This window comes from Sphingobium boeckii (assembly GCF_014199215.1).
Classification (GTDB): Bacteria; Pseudomonadota; Alphaproteobacteria; order Sphingomonadales; family Sphingomonadaceae; genus Sphingobium_A; species Sphingobium_A boeckii.
Window position 1 is genome coordinate 297,491 of record NZ_JACIJC010000003.1, and the last position, 18,990, is coordinate 316,480.

General features: G+C 61.6%; 13 protein-coding genes. 1 reads left to right on the plus strand and 12 read right to left on the minus strand.

What is annotated here, in order from left to right; all coding sequences use genetic code 11:
• Window positions 1–25: 25 nt before the first annotated feature.
• The 6 genes from FHS49_RS09880 to FHS49_RS09905 form a co-directional block, all read right to left on the minus strand.
• A complete protein-coding gene (locus FHS49_RS09880; protein WP_184017921.1) occupies window positions 26–925 on the minus strand; it encodes a bile acid:sodium symporter family protein in 900 nt (299 codons plus the stop codon).
• 11 nt (window positions 926–936) lie between these two features.
• Complete coding sequence (locus tag FHS49_RS09885; RefSeq protein ID WP_184017923.1) at window positions 937–1,416, minus strand: DUF3830 family protein; 480 nt, start codon at window positions 1,414–1,416, stop codon at window positions 937–939.
• A gap of 5 nt (window positions 1,417–1,421) precedes the next feature.
• Window positions 1,422–3,104 carry a DUF885 family protein gene (locus FHS49_RS09890; RefSeq protein ID WP_184017926.1) on the minus strand — a complete coding sequence of 561 codons (1,683 nt, stop codon included), beginning with the start codon at window positions 3,102–3,104 and terminating at the stop codon, window positions 1,422–1,424.
• Window position 3,105: 1 nt separating this feature from the next.
• The gene (locus tag FHS49_RS09895) at window positions 3,106–5,346 is read right to left on the minus strand and encodes a prolyl oligopeptidase family serine peptidase (RefSeq protein WP_184017928.1); all 2,241 of its coding nucleotides are present in this window, start codon (window positions 5,344–5,346) and stop codon (window positions 3,106–3,108) included.
• Between the two features lie 112 nt (window positions 5,347–5,458).
• The gene (locus FHS49_RS09900; protein WP_184017930.1) at window positions 5,459–8,326 is read right to left on the minus strand and encodes a TonB-dependent receptor plug domain-containing protein; all 2,868 of its coding nucleotides are present in this window, start codon (window positions 8,324–8,326) and stop codon (window positions 5,459–5,461) included.
• A 215-nt stretch (window positions 8,327–8,541) separates the two neighbouring features.
• Window positions 8,542–8,709 (minus strand): hypothetical protein, encoded by a 168-nt coding sequence (locus tag FHS49_RS09905; protein ID WP_184017932.1) that lies wholly within the window; start codon window positions 8,707–8,709, stop codon window positions 8,542–8,544.
• Between the two features lie 86 nt (window positions 8,710–8,795).
• Between FHS49_RS09905 and FHS49_RS09910 the strand changes: the two genes are divergently transcribed.
• Complete coding sequence (locus FHS49_RS09910; RefSeq protein ID WP_184017934.1) at window positions 8,796–10,487, plus strand: DUF885 family protein; 1,692 nt, start codon at window positions 8,796–8,798, stop codon at window positions 10,485–10,487.
• 2 nt (window positions 10,488–10,489) lie between these two features.
• Here FHS49_RS09910 and FHS49_RS09915 read toward each other — a convergent pair whose 3' ends face one another.
• From FHS49_RS09915 to FHS49_RS09940, 6 genes are all read right to left on the minus strand, one after another.
• Window positions 10,490–10,975 carry a DUF3237 domain-containing protein gene (locus FHS49_RS09915; RefSeq protein WP_184017936.1) on the minus strand — a complete coding sequence of 162 codons (486 nt, stop codon included), beginning with the start codon at window positions 10,973–10,975 and terminating at the stop codon, window positions 10,490–10,492.
• 83 nt (window positions 10,976–11,058) lie between these two features.
• Window positions 11,059–12,708 (minus strand): DUF885 family protein, encoded by a 1,650-nt coding sequence (locus FHS49_RS09920; protein WP_184017938.1) that lies wholly within the window; start codon window positions 12,706–12,708, stop codon window positions 11,059–11,061.
• Between the two features lie 11 nt (window positions 12,709–12,719).
• Window positions 12,720–13,889: a pyridoxal phosphate-dependent aminotransferase gene (locus FHS49_RS09925; RefSeq protein ID WP_184017940.1), complete on the minus strand. Its 1,170-nt coding sequence runs from the start codon at window positions 13,887–13,889 to the stop codon at window positions 12,720–12,722.
• A gap of 48 nt (window positions 13,890–13,937) precedes the next feature.
• Window positions 13,938–15,257: a M24 family metallopeptidase gene (locus FHS49_RS09930; protein WP_184017942.1), complete on the minus strand. Its 1,320-nt coding sequence runs from the start codon at window positions 15,255–15,257 to the stop codon at window positions 13,938–13,940.
• 108 nt (window positions 15,258–15,365) lie between these two features.
• On the minus strand, window positions 15,366–16,847 hold the full coding sequence (locus FHS49_RS09935; protein WP_184017944.1) for an indolepyruvate oxidoreductase subunit beta family protein: 1,482 nt from the start codon (window positions 16,845–16,847) through the stop codon (window positions 15,366–15,368).
• Complete coding sequence (locus FHS49_RS09940; RefSeq protein WP_184017946.1) at window positions 16,847–18,985, minus strand: ferredoxin family protein; 2,139 nt, start codon at window positions 18,983–18,985, stop codon at window positions 16,847–16,849. Before FHS49_RS09940 ends, FHS49_RS09935 begins: the two co-directional genes overlap by 1 nt.
• Between the last annotated feature and the right edge of the window lie 5 nt (window positions 18,986–18,990).

Genomic DNA, 18,990 nt, shown 5'->3' on the forward strand with positions numbered 1-18,990 from the left:
ACCGCATTCGGCCCGGTTATGTGAATTAGGTGGCGACGGCGGTCGCTGCGTCGCGCCTGGCCGTCCGCCGCGCGATCGCGACGAAAACCAGCACGACGACAAGCGCCACCGGGGTGTTCATGATCATCGGCAGGGACATCTCATTATTGCCCACGATGGATACGGCGATGAAGATCGCGGTGCCTTCCTGGCGCATCAGATGTTCGATCCCGATCGCGATATTCTCCCGCCGCGTGAAACCGGCGAAACGGACGATGGTCATCACCACCAGCACCATGGTCACGTTGAGCACCACCGTGATCCAGAACAGCGCCCCCAGATTCTGGCGCAGCACCGTGGCCTGATCGAACAGGATGAAGCCGAAAGACGTGAAGAGCACGATCGTGGCGGCATTCTTCAGATATCGCTTGAACCACAGCGCGAAATCAGGCCGCAGCGCGCGGATGAGGAAGCCGGTGCCCGCGGGCAGCACGGTGATCGAGAAGATATCCCAGAAGAAAGATGCGAGCGGCACGTTCACGTCCGCCTGCACGCCCATGAAGTGCATCAGCGCGAAATGAGCGTAAAAAGGGATCACCAGAATGTAGATCATGCTGAGCAGCAGCGTCATGGACATGGACAATGCGAGATCGCCCTTCGCCATATCGGTGAACAGATTGGACAACATGCCGCCCGGCGTGGTCGCCAGCAGCACGAAGCCCACCGCCAGCGCCGAGGTCGGCGCCACTGTCAGTGCCAGCGTGAGGCCGATCAGCGGGGGGACGATGAGCATCGAGCATACGCCGAAGATCAGCGCGCGCTTGTTGCGGAACACCTGCCTGAAATCGTCCGCAGTGAGCGAAAGGCCCATCGAGGCCATGATGCAGATGAGCGAACCCGGCAACAGCCAGCCGCCGATCACCGCCATGAGGTCTGCATAGGTCATCACGCGTTCCTTCAGGCTGTTTCGATGGAGAGATCGCAGGCACCGTTGCGCCGGATCGTCTTGAAATCGGCCTGCGCCTTGGCGAGATCTTCGGCCACGATGCGCGCGCAGACATTGGCCTTGATCCAGCCGAACGGCATCAGCAACCGACCGCCGGGGCCATAGAACAGACCGATGTCATAGAAATCGCCGGGCGGCAGACCCTTGGTGCTGCCCGCCGCCAGATAGGCCAATACGATATCGCCCGCATCGGGATAGGATGTGGCATTTTCGTCGGGAATGGCCGGATGCGCCATGCCTTCGGGCAGCAGACCCGAAGGGATCGGCACCGAAATTTCCGGGCCGGTCCACATTGCGTGCATCGCATCGAATTTGGCAGTGCGCGTGGCGAGTTCCCACAGGAAATCGCACGAAGCCGGCGCAGCCTCGTCAAGCAACTGGCATTTCACGGACAGGCCGGATCGGGCTTCGGTAAATCGGATGTGACGCATGATGGCTATTTTCCTTGCTTGGCGATCGGGGCCGAAAGATATTCCTCTTTCAGCAATGCGATCGGAACATTGCCATTCTGCCACAGATAATCGTGGAAGTGCTGCAGATCGAACGTCGTGCCCTGGCGGATGCGGGCTTCGGCGAGAAATTCCACAGTCTGCATCTTGCCGATCTGATAGCTGATCGCCTGCCCCGGCGCGGCGGCGAAGAACACCGCCTCTTCCTCGGCGGTGGCGCGATCCATCGGCACCATGGCCTCCAGATAGTCAGCCGCCTGCGCGATCGTGAATTGGCCGAGTGCGAGCTTCACATCAACTTCCACGCGCAATGCGCGCAGCCGGGCGAAATTATAGATGATCTCGCGCGTCTTGGGGGAATCCGCCCAGAGACCGGCCTGGAGCATCATCTCTTCGGCATAGAATCCGGTGCCCTCATTGGCCCCGCTGTCATAATAATGCCGCCGCAATGGATCGGGATTGGCCCAGCTCAACGTAAGCTGGAAGAAATGCCCCGGCACGCCCTCGTGAACGATGATCGGGCGCGGATCCCGCGTGATCGACAGATTGAAATAGCCCAGCTTGGGCGAAGGATCGGGCAGATAAACCGTGGCATTCTGCCCGATGCGGGATTCGCTGGTGAGATCGAACGTGCGGCCCAGCCAGCCGATCGGTGCCAGATAGGCAGGGAAAGGCAGCGCGTTATAATGCCCCGCCAAATCGGGCACGGTGAGCAGGCGATTGTCCTTCAGATATTGGCGAACTTTCAATTCTTCGGCATTAAGCTTCGTCGTCACGGCCTGAATCGACGGGCCGATCGGCAATTCGGCGACGCCCTGATTGCGGTTGCGCTCCAATTGCTCGAACGCCACCGAGCGCGCCCATTCCTGGCGACCCATGATCGTCAATTCTTCGGGGCTGTAGGGATAGAGCGCCACCTGGGTCAGGAAGAAATCATAACTGTCCCGGCCGATGGCGGTTTCGTCCGAAAGACCGGCCCTCTTTTCCTTCAGAAAGGTTTCGAACCTGGCAAAGGCCGCAATCGCCTTGCCGACCGCAGCCTGCAGACGGCGGCGCTGGGCCGCATTCGCATAGGGCTGGAGCCCGGCGGCCATGCCCCGCAGGCTGGCGGGGACTTGCGCGATCTGGTCCAGCGCCACATCCACGAACGGCCCGCGCATGTCGGTGAGATTGAGCTTGCCGGCCTGAAGCGTCGCGGGCGCACGCTCCAGAATGCGGATGACGTCTTCCATGCGGTCGCTTGCAACCGGCGGAGGCGGCAGCAGCGTCTCGAAGATCGGCTCCAGCGCCTGCGCCACATAGAAATGCGGTTGCCGCCGCCACGCCGCGACATGATCAATTTCCCAGCGGACCCGCGAAAGCGCCGAGCCCACCAACCGATAATTGACCTTTTCGCTGACCGTCTGCGGCGCGTCTGCCAGCGCCTTCCATTGCTGTTCGAACGCAGCCAGCCGCGCCTTCTGCGCGTTCACGCCGGCAGGCGACCAGTCAGGCGACCAGCCCTTCGGCCGCTCGATGCGTGGCACGTCATCGCTTGTCGCGGGCTGCGTCGTGGCGCGCCATGCCCAGAATGCGGCGCCCAGATCCTGCACCGCCGCCTGCGCATACGCCGCCTGCGTGGCCAGCATCATGCCGCAACCGATCAGGACGGAAAACCCGCGCCGGCGCATCTTATTTCCTGTTCTTCACAGTGCGATCGAAGAAATCGACCATCTTCTTGAATGCAAAGCGCGTCTGCACAAGGCCTTCATTGTCCCAGCCATGATTGCCGCCGGGCAAGGTGACCAGTTCGAAACGCTGCTCGCGGGCAATCATCTTTTCGGTCAGCGCGACCGTATCGGAATAGAGCACCACGGGATCGCGCGTGCCATGGATGATCATCAGCGGATCCCTGATTCCCCCGCTCTGATACAGAGCGGATTGCGCTTCATAGCGCGCGGGCATGTCCGGACCATCGGGCGGCCCCATGATCCACATCTGCGCCGGAAAGGCGTGCCATACGTTCGTGGCGGGCGCGCCTGCGATGCCGGCGGCATAAACGCCCGGCTTCTTGGAGAGCGACATGATCGTCATCAGGCCGCCATAGCTGGACCCCCAGATGCCGACGCGCTTGGGATCGACATAATTCTGCGCCACCAGATAGCGCACGCCGCTCTCCAGATCGTTGATATCCGTCTCGCCATAGCTGTGAAGCTGCGTCTGGTTATGATCGCGTCCCTGCCCCCAACTGCCGCGGACATTCACGTTGAGCACGATATAGCCCTGCGCGGTGAAATATTGGTCCAGCCCCCAGGTGGGATGCGCGCGACGGCCGCCCCATTGGTTTTGCACCGAATCCGAATAGACCGATCCCACGATCAGCGGATAGCGTTTCGCCGGATCATAATTGGCCGGCAGGCTGAGACGCCCGACCAGATTGACGCCATCCACATGGCTGGGAAATTCGACATAGCCGATATTGGCCCATGTCTGCTGATAGAAAGCCGGTTGCGGTGATTTCGTGACCTGCACCGCGCTGCCGGGCTTGGCGGTATCGATCAGGAACAGTTCAGCAGGCGTGCTGTCATTGGTGAAGAAATCAGCGACATGCTTAAACTGCGGCGAGAAGACGGGTTCGTGCGTGCCCGGCTTGGGCGCGCTGATGCGCTCCATCTTCCCGCCCGCCACCGGGATGCGATAGATCTGGCGTTCGGAAAGATAGGATTCATTGGCGGTGAAATAGAGCTGCCGGCGCGCCGTATCGACGCTGAAGGACGCGATTTCCCAGGGGCCGCTGGTGATCTGGCGCGGCTTGGCCTGGGCCGTCGGCTGATGATAGAGATGCAGCCATCCATCGCGATCGGTCAGGATGATCAGCCCGTCATCGCCCGGTGCCCATGCCACCTGCCAATCGGGGCGCAGATGCTTGTCTTCGCGCAATTGATAGAAGGTCTCGCGCGCCGCGGTCGCCACGTCATAGACATAGATACTATGCTCCTTGGCCTCCATATCGGAACCACTGACGAACAGCCGCTTGCCATCATGCGACAGGCCGTAATTCCAGATCGGATCCTTGGCATTGGGCCGTTCGAAAAAGCGCGTGCGGCCCGAAGCGAGATCGACCACGCCGATTTGCGCCTTTGTGGTTTCCTCACCCGGAAAAGCGCGGATCACGCGATTGTTCTGCGCCTCGCCCTTGGCATAATAAAGAATATCCCGCTCGGGCATCAGCCGGTCATCCGCCTGCTGGAAGGCGATGCTGCGGCTGTCATCGGCCCAGTGATAATCATCGACATACACTTTGGGATCGTCGTCACCCGCAATGCGGCGCGCCGCCTGATCCGCCTTAGCGGCCACGTCACGCACCCACAGCACGCCGCCCATGGTCACGCGGTTGCGCGGATCGACAGGGGCACCGGAAATGAAGGAAAGCTGCTTGCCATCGGGCGATACCGCCAGCCTGCGCACCGCTTTCTTGTCGGTCTCCACCTTGGTCACATCGCCATTGGCGGCGCGGATGTTGAGCTGCCCGTTCAGGACATAGGCGATGTGCCCCTTGTTCAGCACGACCACCTGAGAAATCCCGCGCTGTTCGGCTTCGGGTTTGGCATCGCGGCCCGCAAAGGTCAGCCGCGTTTTCTTGCCGGTCTTGACCGAATAGGACCAGACGTCGCGAAAGGAATAGCCCTCGTCATTCCACAGAAACAGAAGCTGGCTGCCATCGGCCGACCAGGCATAGCCTTCCGGCGTGGTGCCGATCAGGCTTTTGGTTTGATAGAGTTCATCAAGCGAGAGCGTGGTGCCGGGGATCGCCGCCGTGCCGTGCGCAGGGGCGTGTGTCGCGACCTGGCCATAAGCAACGGAACCCGCACCCGTAAGCGCCACCAGCGCCGCGGCTGTCGCGAAGCCGCGGAAATACCGGAAATTTGCCATAACGCCAACGCTCCCAGAAAAGACCTTTGCGGCAAAGGCCATAGACTTATGCCCGATGCCGGGCTGACGGACCGGCGGTGGCATGATGCCGCCACCGCCGGTCCGTTGCCACTCAGAACTTCTTGCGGAAGCCAAGCGTGAAGCGACGGCCGATCGCGTCGTAGGTTTCCCGCTCGAAGAGCTGATACGGCGGATTGCGATCGGTCAGATTGTCGATCGTGCCGAAGAAGCTGAAGCCATCTTCGAAATCATAGCCGGCGCTGAGATCGAAATAATGGACCGTGCCCGTGGACGGCACGGCGAGCAGCGGTGCTGCCGCACCCGAAGCCTTGGCCGCGGCGATGCGCCCATCCTTGGTCGAACCGATGAAACGATGGCGCAGCGAAAGCTGGAACGCATCGAAGTCCCAGGTCAGACGCTGGGTGAAGCGCCAGGTCGGGTTCGCACTGCCACAGCTACCACCGCCGATATAACCGGCGCAATCGATCGGCGCTGCGATCGGGCTGCCCTGGGTGATCGACTTGATCAGATAGCTGCCTGCCAGGAAGTAGCTCAGGCCGCCGAGCGATCCGACGTCGTGACGATAATCCACGCGGAAATCGACGCCCGCATTCTTGAGCGAGGAGATGTTCGCATTGAGCAGCGGCACGTCGAACAACTGACCGTCGGGGGTGCGGTTTGCGAGCGGCTGGCAGAAGATGTTGCTCATCGTCAGATTGCCGCGGCACGCCGTGATCACCGCCTGAAGACCACCACCGAACGAGCCGATCGCGTCCTCGATCTTGATGTTGTAATAATCGACCGTGACCTGGAGGTTCGGAATGAACTCGGGGCGGAACACCGCACCGACCGACCAGGTATCGGACACTTCTTCCTGCAGATCGGGATTGCCGCCGGTGATTGCACGGATCTGCGTGTTTTCCTGCTGGAAACCACCGGGTGCGTTCATGATCGCAGCCGGAATGCCCAGGGAATTGATGCAGAAGGCGCGTTCGGTTGCAGTCGGGCTTGCGGTCGCGCTGCAGAAGTCGGTCGCCTGCGGTGCCGTGTTGGTGGCACCCGAGAACAGCTCGATTACGTTCGGGGCGCGCACAGCACGCTGATAGAGACCCCGGAATTTCAACGCGGCGAAGGGCGAATATTCGCCGCCGGCCTTGTATGAAATGACGGTGCCCGCGGTCGAATAATCAGAATAACGCACGCCGCCCTCGAAGGCGAGCAGGTGAACGCCGGGCATGTCAGCCAGGATTGGCACGTAAAGCTCGCCATAGGCTTCCTTCACGTCGAACGAGCCGCCGGTTGCCTGGATGCCCGCCGAACGCGACAGCGCCTTGCCCTGGATATAGAGCTGGTCAGGCGTGAATTGCGAGCTTTCCTTGCGATATTCGGCACCCACCGAGATGCCGACATTGCCCGCTGGCAAAGCGAACAGCGTGCCGGTCACGCTACCACCGAGCTGCTTTTGCGAGATCTTGGTGATGTTGGTCAGATCGGTCGAGATATAGTCGATCATCGGCTGGGTCAGCGAATTCAGCCCGAACGGGTTGATCGTGACGCAGCGTGGATCGGCCACCGCGCAATCGAAAGGATCCGCCGGATTGGTCAGGAAGCTGTTCGCGAAATTATCGATCAGCACACCGCCGCCCTGTTCTTCGGTCAGTGTGAAATTGCCCTGATTGTAGAACACTTCCCAATTCAGGCTGCTGGTCAGCCCACCCTTCAGGCCGACGACGAAGCGCGAAAATTCGCGCGTCTGGTCGTTCGTGCGATCGCCAGCATCGAGCAGACGGCGATTGATGTTGAGCGGCACCAGATTGTTGCCGTCGGTATCAAGGTTGTTGCGCAGGAATTCGCGCAACGACGGGGCCAGATAGGGATTGCGCAGATCGAGCTGGAAGCCGGGGATGAAGCCCGAGCTGCTCATCGGCACCGCGCCCAGGGTGGAATTCAATTTGCTGCGGACATAAGCGCCTTCCCAGAAAGCGGTGACATCATCGGTCAGATCATAATGGCCGAGCACCGAACCCTGCCAGCGCTTCATCGGCATCTGAAGATTGGTATAGGGGCGATCGTTAAAACCGTCGCTGGTGCGATAGGCGCGCCAGCCTTCGGGCGCGAAGAAGATGCCCGTCGCGCCGATGGGATTGCCGAACTGATCGGGCAAACCGATCAAGGCCGGGGTGAAAATCGTGCCCTGCGGAGTCACGCCATTGCCACCGGGCACCAGCACGCCCACGCCATTCTGCACGGCATCGACCAGGAAGCGCGACGCATGGGCGCGCGCTGCGCCCTTGACCTGTGCACGATCATAATAGCTGCCATGGAACACCATATTGCCGCGGCCGTCAGCGAAATTGCCGCCCACGGTAAGCTCGACATTATAGCGTTCTGCATCGCCTTCGTCGCTGATGCCATAAGAGCCGCCAGCCTCAAGACCTTCGAAATCGGTCTTGGTCACGAAATTGACCACGCCGGCCATGGCGTCCGAACCGTAAACCGCCGATGCGCCGCCGGTGACGACTTCGACGCGCTCGATCAGCGAGGGCGGGATCATGTTGAGATCGACGACGCCATCCTGGCTGGAGCCGACGATGCGGCGGCCATTCTGCAGGACCAGCGTGCGCACGGCACCCAGGTTACGCAGATTGACGGTGGCGGAGCCATTGCCAGCATTCGATTGCGCACCGGCACCCGCTGCAGCCTGCGGCAGGGAGTTGAGCAACTGCTCGGTCTCATTGGTGGCGGTCAGCTTGATTTCCTCAGCGCTGACCACATTGACCGGGCTGTTGGAAACGATGTCCGGACGCGGAATGCGCGAACCGGTGACCACGATGCCCTCGCCTTCTGGCGCGGCTTCGATGCCCGAAATATCGCCTGATTCCGCGGTTTGCGCGAAGGCGTGCCCCATGGCCAGGGCTGCGAGCAGAATGGATGAGCCGCCCTTGAGGGCTGCCCGTGTGACCGACGAATGCTTCATCATATTATTATCTCCCCGAATGACTTTAGGCGGGCCGCACATCTCGATGCTGGCCGCACTCTATCCAACCCCTTTTGGTGCACAAGCGCGTGATTTTGATCATAATTGAATCATGGGGTCAAGGATGACCGCACACAAAATGTGAAAAATGACATTTTTGCGAAACAAAGTGCGAAAATGCGGCACCAGAGCAACACCCCCGGTGCCGCATCCCGCTATCACCGCGGGGAAATGTCGGCGGACTCTTTCGAACGGCGTGACGAATCGGTGGCAATGCCGATCGCGTTTTCGAACATGCCACCATCGCCCTTGCCGGGATGCCACCTATTGCGCCCATCAATATCCAGCGGCTTGACCGATGCGTGCTTCTGGAACAACATCGTCAAAATCACGCATTTATGGATGCACTATCGTCAGCGACGCGTGTTGCAGTCGCAATGCCATATTCACGGTGCAGGAAGGACATGTAATCATGCGCAAGGCTTCAAAGCTGTTCGTCATATCTCTGTTGCTCGGCAGCGTCACGCTGACGCCGGCCGCCCTGCCTCCTGCTGCGGCGGCCACACCCGACACCGCAACACCGCCCAGCGGCCCCGGCCGATATGAGGATCTCGTCAGCCTCTTCACGGAATTCGATGGCTGGAAGGATCCGAAACCCGTCAACGGCGTGGTCGATTACAGTCCGGCGGTGGTCCAGCAGCGCCGCGCCCAGCTCAAGACCTTTCAGGACAAGCTCACCGGCTTTGGAGTCGCAAATTGGGATCGCCACAAGCAGGCCGATTACCTGGCGGTGCGGGCGCAGATGGATCAGCAGGATTTCATCCTCAACATCACCAAGCCCTGGGCGCGCGATCCCGGCTTTTATGTCGATGAACTCCAGCGGCTGGCCTATGCCGATCTGCCGCTGAAGGGGGCCGCGCTGTCGGCCTATCAGGCGCGCCTCAAAGGCATCCCCGCCTATCTGGCACAGGCCAAGGTCAATCTCGATTCGGGCGCGGCGGACTATGCCACGCTGGCGCTGCACACGCTTTCGCATGGCGACGGCGTAGGCCATGGGATGCCCTATCGCGCGGTCGAACCCGCCGGCTTGATCGGCTGGTTTGCGGATCTGCGCGATCGTGCAGCCAAGCAGCAGCCGGCGCTGGTGCCCGATATCAAGGCGGCCGAGCGCGCGATCGAGGATTACCGCCGCTGGCTCGTCACCAATCAGCCGAAGATGACCGCTCAGGCGGGCGTGGGCAAACCGGCCTATGACTGGTTCCTCAGGAATGTCCGCCTGATGCCCTATACCTCCGATCAGGTGGTCGATCTGGCGCAGCGCGAACTGGAGCGGACCTGGGCTTTCTACACCACCGAACGGCACCGCAACCGCAAGCTGCCCGAGCTTGAATTGCCCAAATCCGCCGCTGAACATGAAGCGCAGCTTGCGGGCACTGACGCCAAGATCCGCAAATGGCTGGTCGACGAAGAGATCATCACCATCCCGGACTACATCCCCAAAACCTATCAGGAAGTGGGCTATAACGCCCCTTGGATCGTCCGCCCGGAGGGGCCGATGTTCTGGGAACAGGTCCAGTTTCGCGATGCCTCCCCCGATCATCTCCACGCCACCTTCCCCGGCCATAAGTTTGACGGGCTAACCGGCGCGCGCGTCACCGATCCGATCCGGGGCAAGATTAGGGACAGCGGCCGCACCGAGGGCTGGGGCTTCTATCTGGAGGAAACCGCGCTCCAGCTCGGCCTGTTCGACGATCGCCCGCGCACCCGCGAGCTGATCTATATCTTCGCCCTGTTCCGCGCTTCCCGCACGATGGGCGATGTGCGGATGCAGCGCAACGAGATGAACGTCGAGCAGACGATGAAGCTGTGGAAGGAATGGACGCCCTATCTGGACGATAATGTCGCGCGCACCGACGCCGCCATCTATCTCCGCCGCCCGCCCGGCTATGGCATGACCTATACCGTCGGCATGGCCCAGCTCCAGAAACTGATGGTCGATCGCAACAGGCAGCTTGGCGACGCCTTCTCGATCAAGGATTATCACGATTATCTGATGAACACCGGCCGTCTGCCGGTGTCGCTGCTGCGCTACGATCTCACCGGTTATGACGATGAGGTGAGCAAGATGTGGGCGCATACTCCTTTGTCAGCCTTATCCCGCTGAGATCACCTGACCCTGAAAAAGCGTAACCGGACGGCGCGCCCGCCATCGGGTGCCTGTCCGGGTTCGAGCGTGCCGACAAAGCCGCCTTTGCTCAGCCAGTCATATTTTCCGATCGGAGCCTCGAATACGGGCTGCGTGCGCGCGAGCGTGGGCCTGCCATCCGCATTGGGGCATATCGTCCCGGTATTCAGAATGTTGATGATGGTGCCATCATCCGTCTTGAGCATGTAATCGGCCTTGATCTCCCGACATCCATCGGTGCGCTCCAATTGCCAATCCCAGCCTCCGGGCAGCACCTCTCCACGGATAGAAGGGCCGTGAAAGCTACCACCCGTTATGGGCGTGTATCCGCGACCGCCGCGTGCAGATTTTCCCGTGACCACACGATCAGACAACGTGACCAGCGCCTCAAAGGCAAATTCCAGATAGGGATCGGGCTGGGCGACCGCTTCGGGTGGCGCAGCGGCCAGCAGCAAGGCTAGAAACATAAAACTCCTTCGAAAACGATCTTCATTCGCAATCGAAAGATTGTCCGGAACCGTTATGTCTCACAACATCAAGTTCGTTGCCGTCAGCGCATCATCCTGATCTCGTCATCCCTGCCCGTCATCTCCCAGCGGATCAGCGAAATGGGGATCGTGCCCGCCGCGCGGAATTGGTCGTGGAAGGTCTTGATGTCGAACGTGTCGCCAAGCTGCATCGCGCGCTCTGACAGCAATTTCTCCAGCTCCACCTTGCCCATATAATAGCCAATGCCATAGCCCGGCTGGCGCAGGTAAAGCTCGATATCGAATTGCGCCACCGCGTCCCCGGTCTTCATCCATTTGGGCGTCCGCGCGATCAATGAGGCGTTGGCCTGCGCCCAGGTCCATTCATTGGCCTGCATCTTCAATTCCGGCAGGATGCGCGCGGCGCGCTTGGCACCCAGGATATAATCGATCTCGCGCGCCTTGGGCCGGTCTTCAAGAAGACCGGCCTGCAGGATCATCTCCTCCAGATAGAAAGCCCAGCCTTCCGAACGCAGCCCGTTTACGAAAAACAGCCGCCCACCGCCGCGGATCGGCCGTTTGTCCTGCGCATATTGCAGCCCGTCAAACGCGTGCCCAGGCAGATTGTGCGCACGCAGCGGCCGCCCGTCCCGAAACTCCGCCTGGAAGAAGAAGTGCAGATTGAGCGGCGGATCAAACAGCCCCGGCTTGCTCGGATCCTTTTCGAACGGAAAGACATATGGCCCTTCTTCCGGGTCATGTTTGAGATAATCCGGGATCGTCATCCAGTCGCCATCGCGCAGGAAGCGGAGCAGATCATTGTCCTCCTCCACGCGCTTGGCGTCGAATGCGGCGCGCGTCTGGACCGGTTCGATCATCGGGATGCCGCGGTTGCGATGCTCCTCGATCTTGAGGAACGCCACCTGCCTTTCATATTCGCGCTCGCCGATCGTCCGGATCTCTTCGGACGTGTAGGGCGTCAGCAGGACGTTCTTCAGATACCAGTTATAATTGTCGATCCCCACCCCGCCATAAGCGGGCAGCTTGGCCTCGATGCTTTCAAGCCACGCCTTGAACTTGATCGCCGCATCCCGCGCGCGTCTGGCGGGCGCAACCAATTGCGGGTTGGTCTTGGCGGCGGCGGTCGCCAGTTCGCCATAGACATTGATTTCCACCTGCTTCTGCCAGATGCCCAGCCGCGCCAGATCGCCGCGCGCGTCAGTCAGATTGGCGCGCGCCTGATCGAGCGCGGCGGGCACGGCATTCAGCCGGGCGACCAATGCGGGCACATCGGCTGCCGCCATCGGCAGTTGCGGCAAGCGGATCGCGCCGTGCATCTTCGGGCCGAACCCCAGATTGGTGGTGCTGTAGAACGCCGGATCCTTCTTCCATGGCTGCACCACGCGATGCTGGAATTCCATCCCGCGCATTTCGGCGAGCACCAGCATGTAATCCACGCGCTGCGCGACCGGCCAGGCGCTGTCGTCAATCGCCTTCAAACGCGCCTGAAACCGCTGCAGCTCCGCATATTGCTTCGCCATGGCAGGGGGAGAATAATCGGGAACCCCCGCGATCATCGGCGGCGGCACGAAGGCGCGGAATTCGGTGTTCAGCGCAACGAGCGCCTCATAGCCTGCCGGCGTCTGTTGTGCGTGCGCCGGGATTGCGGCCACCGCCAGAGGTAGTACGGGCGCGGCCAGCAAGGCGGCGGCAAGACGGAATTTCCTGATCATCACTCTATCTCCTAGAGCTTGTTGAAGAAGGCGCTCAAACGCTCCATCGCTTCCACGATCCGCTCCTCGGATTCCGATCCGAAGCACACGCGCAGATGATCATCGCCCAGGGGGCCGTAAAAGCCGCCCGCCTCGGTCACGACATGCGCCTCATGAAGGATGGCCGTTGCCAGTGCCGCCGATTTCATGCCCGTGCCGCTGATATTGGGAAAGGCATAGATCGTCGCTTCAGGCTCCGCACAGGTGACGCCCGGCATCTGGTTCAGCGCCTGTACCACGATATCGCGCTTGCGCCGGTCCGCCTCGACCATGGCGTGCATCGTATCCTGCGGACCGGTGACCGCGGCAAGCGCACCTTCCTGGATGAACACGTTCACATGCGTCACGTCTGTCATGGTGATCCGCATGATGGCGGGCATCAGCCTGGCATCGGCAACGACATAGCCGATCCGCCAGCCATCCATCGAATAGGCCTTGGTGAAGGCGAAGCAGGTGATCGTCCGCTCGCGCATCCCCGGCAAGGCCGCGATGCTGATATGCTCGGCTTTGCCATAGGTGATATATTCATACACTTCGTCAGACAGCACGAGCAGATCATGCGCGATCGCCAGATCGGCGACATGCTGCAATTCCTCGCGACTGTAGACACGGCCCGTGGGGTTCGCCGGATTGACGATCACGATCATCCGCGTCTTCGGCGTGATCTTCGCCGCGATCGCTTCCTTGGTAATGGCGAAATTGTTCGCGGCGTCGAGCGGTGCCATCACCACCGTGCCACCCGCCAATTCGGTCTTGCCGATATGCTGCGGGTAATAAGGCTCCAGCAGGATTACTTCGTCACCCGGATCGACCGCCGCCATGAACGCCGCGAAGGAGGCATGAGTAAGGCCGTTGGTGACCAGCACTTCATCCACGCCATAATCCAGCTTGTTGAAATCGCGCAGTTTTTCCACGAGCGCCTGACGGAAACGCGTCGTCCCGGCAAATTCGCCATAATGCACGATACCCGCATCGAGCGCGGCCTTGGCGGCCTCCTTGATATGCAGCGGCGTATCCGAATGCGGGCGTCCGAATTCGAGATGGATCAGGTCAACGCCCTGCGCATCCAGCTTGGCGGCTTCCTCATACATGCCAAAGCTCTTCTTCGACCCGCCGACAAGGCGCTGCGCTGGCCACTTCATGCAAATGCTCCTGAATAGATTGAATTTCGAACGGGCGGATCGCCCGGCTTATTTGACGAGCAGGATCCGGCTGTTGGGCGGATAGACCCATTCCAGCCCGCGCTCGGTGATCACGCCATCGTCTTCCAGCGGGATCTTGATCTTGCGGCTGCCCCATTCGGGCACCACGGTGTAGACGAACAATTCGATCGAGAGGAAATTGCTCGGCCGCAGTTCATAGGTCATCCGCAGCGGATTGAAATCCGCCATGGACGGCCCCGATCCATGACCATAATCGCCCACCGAATGGCTGCCGATCACGACATCGGTGACCTTGGGATCCTTGCTGGGATCATCATATTTGCCCAGCACGAAGCCGGGCGTTGCCGCCACGCGCTGGTTGACCGCGGCCAGCGCCGCGCCCGCCGTCACCCCCGGCCTGATCACGTCGAGGATCATCTGCCGCACGGTCTGCCCGCGATCATAGGCGCGCTGCACCCCGGCGGGCGGCCCATTCTCGCCGGCCTTGAGCACATAGGCCATGCGCTTCATGTCCGTATAGCTCAGCAGATAGTTCACGCCCCAATCGACCGTGATCAGATCGCCCGGCTGGATGACATGATCGCCCGAAACCGGACCACGCTCGCCCGGACCCAATATGTAGATGCTCGGCAATCCGAAAGCGCCGCCCAGCCCTTCCTTGTGCAATTGCTCCATCATCCACCAGGCCACCTGGCCGGTGGTGGTATGGCCGGGCGTGATCACCTCGTTGGACAAGGCGCGCTCCACGATCGTGCGCGAATATTCCCCCGCGCGCGCGAAGGCGGCGATTTCAGTGGCGGTGTGGCGGGATCGGAAATCCGAAACGAGCTTCTCGGCAGAGGTGAGCCGCTGCGCCAGATCCGGCCCCAGATCGGCATTGAGCTTTTCATAGAGCGAATGGCTCAGCCCGTCCGCCGTGCCGATTTCGCGCGCCACATTGATGCCGATGCGCTTTGGATTGCGCGCCTCGACGAACTTGCGCAGGTCATCGGGTGACGGCTTCAGATCATAAAGCGGGCATTGATCGAACCCAGCCCCGCCTATGCCGAACGCGGCGCGCTCGATCCGGCCAGCCCCCTTGTCCGTAAAGATATAATAGCCGATGTCGCCGACATAGCCGCCGCCCAGCATCTCCGCATTGGGATCGGAATGCCCCTCGCGCATCGCGACGATCCACATGTCGATCCCGTTCTCGCGCATCACCTGCGGCAGCACGAGATCGAACTTATCCTTGCGGATCTGGCAAAGCTGATCCCAGCGCCGCTTGGCTTCCTGCGCGGAGGCCGGCTGCGCCATGGTCAGCGCCATCAGGGCGATCACCCATGATCTGATCAGGCGGCTCTTCATTGCGATTCTCCATCCCCAGCGGTCGATCGACGTCCGCAATGCAGAGCCTGCCCGAAATCAATAATTAGGTCAATAATCACTCGATTTCGGACTTGTTGTGTCTGATAATCAGGCTGCCTGGCGCTGCGCCTCGGCCAGTGCCGTGCCGGCATCGTCCGCCAGCGCGAGATCGCACCAGCGCCTCACGTCGGACGCGCTCCGGGCTTCGGGCACCTGCGCTTCATACAGGGCCGTCACGGTCTGAAAATTGCGCAAGCCGCGTTCGAACGTGTCGCCATAGCCCTTCACGAGGCGCTGGCTGCGGGCCAGTTCCACCGCCAGCGCATTGTCACGCGCCGCCGCATCGCCCACGCGCCGGAGCCAATCCGAAATCCGCGCCTGTTCCTCGATGAAGCGCAACGACTTGCGCCGCATTCCGCGCATAGCCGCCAGCGTGCGCAACACCAGAAACCATGTCAGACTGGTGGTCTCGACATGGCGACCTTTCCGAAAGAAACGGTTGAGCGGCTTGCTCAGGCCCGGCCGACCCAGAATAAAGCGGCCGATCGACGCCGGCAGCGTTTCGCACACCTCCTGCAAGCGCGGGTGCATGAATTCGGTGACGCCCAGAAGCTGATCTTCCGTCACCCGCACCTCATCGCGCACGCGCGCGACGCGGCTCGCGCGGATCTTGAGATCAGCGACGCGGATCGTATCCTCATAGCTCATCCACAGCGCCAGATGGCGCGCCGCCTCTGCCGACAGCAGGAAGGGCGCGACATCCCGCCGCGCCACCGCCTCCAGCCGATCGAGATAGAGACCGGCATAAGCCGCATCCTGATAATCCATCAGGCGCGCGACGCCGTGCAGCGCATTGGCGCGCGCGGGCAGAGGCAGAATATCGGCCACCCGGTCCGCAAGCCGCTGGCCCGCGATCGTGGTCGGCACGGGGAGCGCTACGGTCTCTTCCACCGGCATCGTGATCACGCCCTGGGCTGCGACATAGCCCTCCTCGAAGCCCTTGAGATTGCTCGGCACCGCCTTGCCGCCCGCGCGAATGACATCCTCGAAGCTCTCGCGCGCAAAGGGCAGAGCATGGCTCCCCGCCAGCGCGCCGAACAGCACGGAAGAAATCATGCTCCCGGCCCGCGCGGTCGCCGCATCCATGTCGAAGCCGATGAACCGCTTCGATCGTTCACCCGCGGCCTCGATGATCCGCGCGCTGCTCTTGCGCCCATCGCCCATCGCCGCTTTCTCTGAAATGGCGAAGATCCGGTGCGTCGATCCGATCAGCGTGGTGCGATCCGCCGACGAGAAGCCCCGCAGCAAGGCACGCCCCGTCTCCATCAATTCGGAAGCGAGCACGATATCCACATCGCCCGGCAAGGGCATCTGCGCCATCACCGGGCGGCGATCGCCCTCCTGCCTGGCCAGCTCGACATAATAGACGGTGGAGCCGGTGCGCTGCGCCACGCCGGGCACCGATGTGCCCTGCGCCAGCCAGCCATGATGGCGCGCCACTTCCTGAATCCATTCGGCCAGAACGCCGCCGCCCTGCCCGCCCAGCGCCAGGATCGCGATGGAGATGCGGTCTCGTGCAATCCCGGTCATCAAAATGCCCTCGCGGCGCGCGCGCGATCATCGCGCTTCTGGACGAAGCCGATCACGGCCTGACGCGCGCGATATTTGAACCGGTCCCAGCCTGTGGGGTTCACGGTGATCCGGGCCTTGTAGAAACTGGGGCACAGCACCGCCGCATGGCTCACTTCGCCGCAGACCCCGCAACCGACGCAGCTATTGTCGACATGCGCCACCGGATCCTGCCGCAGAGGATCGGGATTGGGCTTGATCGACAGCGAGGGACAGCCGGACAGCCGGATGCAGCTATGATCGCCGGTGCAGGTATCGGGATCGACCCCGAACCGTTCGCGCACCACGCGCTTGCCCGCCTTCATCGCCTTGGTCGCCAGCGGCTTTTCGCGGCGCTGCTTGTTCAACATGCACTCGGATTGCGCGATGATCACCTTTGGTCCCTTTTCGGGCGTGGTCATCGCCTCGCGCAGCGTATCCCGCATCCGCGCGATATCATACGTGTTGTCGATCGCGCGGACCCAGGTGGCACCCACGCCGCGGACGGCCTTTTCGATCGGCGTCTTGGTCACGCGATCCTTGTTGTCGGCGCGCGAGGAGGGAATATCCTGCCCGCCCGTCGCCGCCGAATAGCCATTGTCGACGATCAGCGTGACTGTATCGTCCTTGTTGAACACGGCATTGCCGATGCCGGAAGTCAGGCCATTGTGCCAGAAACCGCCATCACCCATCACCGCGATCGCGCGCTTGTCGCCCGAGGCCGCGGACGGCCTAAAGGCCGACGCGCCCGCGCTGCCAAGGCCATAGCCCATGGTGGTGTTGCCGATGTTGAACGGCGGCAGGATCGAGAAGAGATGACAGCCGATATCGGCGGAGACGTGCGACGGGCCAAGCTCGCGCTCCACCAGCTTCATCGCCGTGAAAATCGGACGTTCGGGGCAGCCGGTGCAAAAGCCTGCCGGACGCTGCGGGATTTCGGCGGCAACCGCCGGAGCAAGCGGGGTTTGCACCGTTTCGGCAAAGGCCATGGACGGTGCCCAGGCCCGCAGGAATTTCGCGATCCCGTCCTTGATCACCTGCCCGCTATATTCGCCTGCGCGCGGCATCACATCCTTGCCCACGATCCGCGTCTGCAGATCGGCGCGGCGCACCAGCGTGTTCAGTTCATGCTCGATAAATTCGGGCTGCCCCTCTTCGATCACGAGTACGGCGCGCTTGCCGCGGCAGAAATCGGCCACTTCCTCGGGGATCAGCGGATAAGCGACATTGAGGCAATAAATGGGAATATCGCTGTCGCCATAGGCATTGGAAAGGCCAAGCAATTCCTGCGCGCGATTGAGATTGTTGTAGAGCCCGCCCTGAACGATGATCCCGATATCGCCCTCGCCCGGACCGAACCATTCATTGAGCCTGTTATCGCGCACATAGGCGATGCCAGCGGGCCAGCGCTTCTCGATCTTTTCATGCTCATGCAGGAAATTCGCGGGCGGCAGCACGATGCGATCCAGATCGCGCTTCGGCGCGGCGGCGGCCTGCGCCACGGTGAGCGGCGGGCGGATATTGTCCTTGGCGATGAAATCACCGGTCATGTGGCAGGATCGCACACGAAGTTGCAGCATCACCGGGGTGCTGGAGGCTTCGGACAGCAGGAACCCCTGCTCCACCGCTTCGACGATGCTCGGCAGATTGGGCCGCGGATCGAGCAGCCACATTTGCGATTTCATGGCGAAAGCGTGCGTGCGCTCCTGCATGATCGAGGAGCCTTCGCCATAATCCTCGCCCACGATGATCAGCGCGCCGCCGGTCACCCCGCCCGAGGCCACGTTGGACAAGGCATCGGAGGCCACATTGGTGCCCACCACGGATTTCCATGCCACCGCGCCGCGCAGGGGATAATTGACCGAAGCCGCGAGCATCGCGGCGGCCGTCGCCTCCGATGCGCTCGTTTCGAAATGCACGTCGAGGCTGGCGAGCAGATCGTTCGCATCGGCAAACACGTCCATTAGATGGCTGATCGGCGATCCCTGATAGCCACCCACATAGGCGACGCCCGATTGCAGCAGCGCCTTGGTCACCGCGAGAATGCCTTCGCCCGAGAATATCTCTCCGGCACCGGCTTCGAGCTTTTTGACCTCCGCCTTGAACGACCGCTCCGCCATCGCCC

Excerpts from the sequence above, each read along its gene's own strand:
- FHS49_RS09935 (WP_184017944.1), bottom strand. The coding sequence starts at position 16,847 with ATGACCGGGATTGCACGAGACCGCATCTCCATCGCGATCCTGGCGCTG.
- FHS49_RS09900 (WP_184017930.1), bottom strand. The coding sequence starts at position 8,326 with ATGATGAAGCATTCGTCGGTCACACGGGCAGCCCTCAAGGGCGGCTCA.
- FHS49_RS09920 (WP_184017938.1), bottom strand. The coding sequence starts at position 12,708 with ATGATCAGGAAATTCCGTCTTGCCGCCGCCTTGCTGGCCGCGCCCGTA.
- FHS49_RS09930 (WP_184017942.1), bottom strand. The coding sequence starts at position 15,257 with ATGAAGAGCCGCCTGATCAGATCATGGGTGATCGCCCTGATGGCGCTG.
- FHS49_RS09895 (WP_184017928.1), bottom strand. The coding sequence starts at position 5,346 with ATGGCAAATTTCCGGTATTTCCGCGGCTTCGCGACAGCCGCGGCGCTG.
- FHS49_RS09925 (WP_184017940.1), bottom strand. The coding sequence starts at position 13,889 with ATGAAGTGGCCAGCGCAGCGCCTTGTCGGCGGGTCGAAGAAGAGCTTT.
- FHS49_RS09915 (WP_184017936.1), bottom strand. The coding sequence starts at position 10,975 with ATGTTTCTAGCCTTGCTGCTGGCCGCTGCGCCACCCGAAGCGGTCGCC.
- FHS49_RS09885 (WP_184017923.1), bottom strand. The coding sequence starts at position 1,416 with ATGCGTCACATCCGATTTACCGAAGCCCGATCCGGCCTGTCCGTGAAA.
- FHS49_RS09910 (WP_184017934.1), top strand. The coding sequence starts at position 8,796 with ATGCGCAAGGCTTCAAAGCTGTTCGTCATATCTCTGTTGCTCGGCAGC.
- FHS49_RS09880 (WP_184017921.1), bottom strand. The coding sequence starts at position 925 with ATGACCTATGCAGACCTCATGGCGGTGATCGGCGGCTGGCTGTTGCCG.
- FHS49_RS09890 (WP_184017926.1), bottom strand. The coding sequence starts at position 3,104 with ATGCGCCGGCGCGGGTTTTCCGTCCTGATCGGTTGCGGCATGATGCTG.
- FHS49_RS09940 (WP_184017946.1), bottom strand. The coding sequence starts at position 18,985 with ATGGCGGAGCGGTCGTTCAAGGCGGAGGTCAAAAAGCTCGAAGCCGGT.